Annotated in this window: 1 protein-coding gene; it reads right to left on the bottom strand. The window is 67.1% G+C overall.

Annotated elements, in window-relative coordinates:
- Positions 1-827: 827 nt before the first annotated feature.
- Positions 828-1,074 (bottom strand): helix-turn-helix domain-containing protein (locus AC0B9F_RS38480; protein WP_472010500.1); only part of this gene is annotated, 247 nt, incomplete at its 5' end.

The following is a 1,074-nucleotide window of genomic DNA, read 5'->3' as shown; positions in this document are numbered from 1 at the left end:
TATCGGCACACGGACAGGATGCCGGCCGCGAGCGCTCAGCCGGCGAGGGTTCCGTCGCAGAGGAGAGCGACGTCGGTGTCGGGCAGAGCCGTGAGGCCAGCGCATCGCGCGACCACCAGAACCGAACCGCCCCTGCCCTGCGTTTCCGCAGGTCAGGGGCTGTTCGCCGGAGCCGCCTGTCGGAATCGAACCGACGACCTAATCACATCGGCTTTGCGTCTATCGCTTGATGCGCCCACTGGGCGAACGAGCCACTGACCTGCGCAAACGCCGAGCGTGGGGGACGCCGCCATCCGGTGGTGACCGACGTCGACCGACCAGTACCGACCGTTTCACCGGAGCTTGCGGCGGCGTCGAAGCCGAGCAAGCTCCATTCCTTTAGCTCACCGCGCCCTCCTCCTCGCCGGTCCCGTCGTCGTCGAAGACGTTTCAGGGGTCTTCCCAGATGAGGGTGTAGGTCGGCCGGGCGCGTCGGTCCGCAGGTAGACGTCGAGGTCTCCCGACGATGGAGGTTCCTACGCCATCCATCCGAAAGACCTCGACGTGACCGACGCTACCCCGCCGGCCGGCTTCGGCCGCCCTGACCTGACCGCCTTCGCGTCTCATCCCAATCGACCCTGATCGAGTCTGCTGACCCCCTCGACGAGAACGCAGCGACATCACAGCCACCCAACCCCGACCGTCCGGGAAGCCGGGACACGTCACATGGCCTGTGCTGCGGGCGTGTCGAGTGGGTCGTCCAGGGGCGACGCAGGAGCGTCGACGCGACGTGCTGAGAGGTGGTTCCAACCGAGCACTAGGACACCGGCTACAGGCATGGCGATAGGTCAGGAACGGCGTCGCTCCCTACGCAGGAGGGAGCGCAGAGTCTCGGCGTTCGCGTAGCCGACCCGTAGCGCGATCTCGGCGGAGGTGAGGTCCGTGGTTGCTGAGAGGTGCCGAGCTCGTTCGATGCGAAGCCGTTGGACGAAGCCGAGCGGAGTGAGGTTGAGCGCCGCACGGACTCGTCGTTCGAGGGTGCGCCGGCTGGTGCCGAGCGACTGCGCGACGAAGGCGACGTTGAACGGTTCGTCC

This window comes from Streptomyces sp. NPDC097129, from assembly GCF_055668065.1.
Note: the sequence above shows the minus strand (reverse complement) of the source record. Positions and strands in the feature narration are given on the sequence as shown.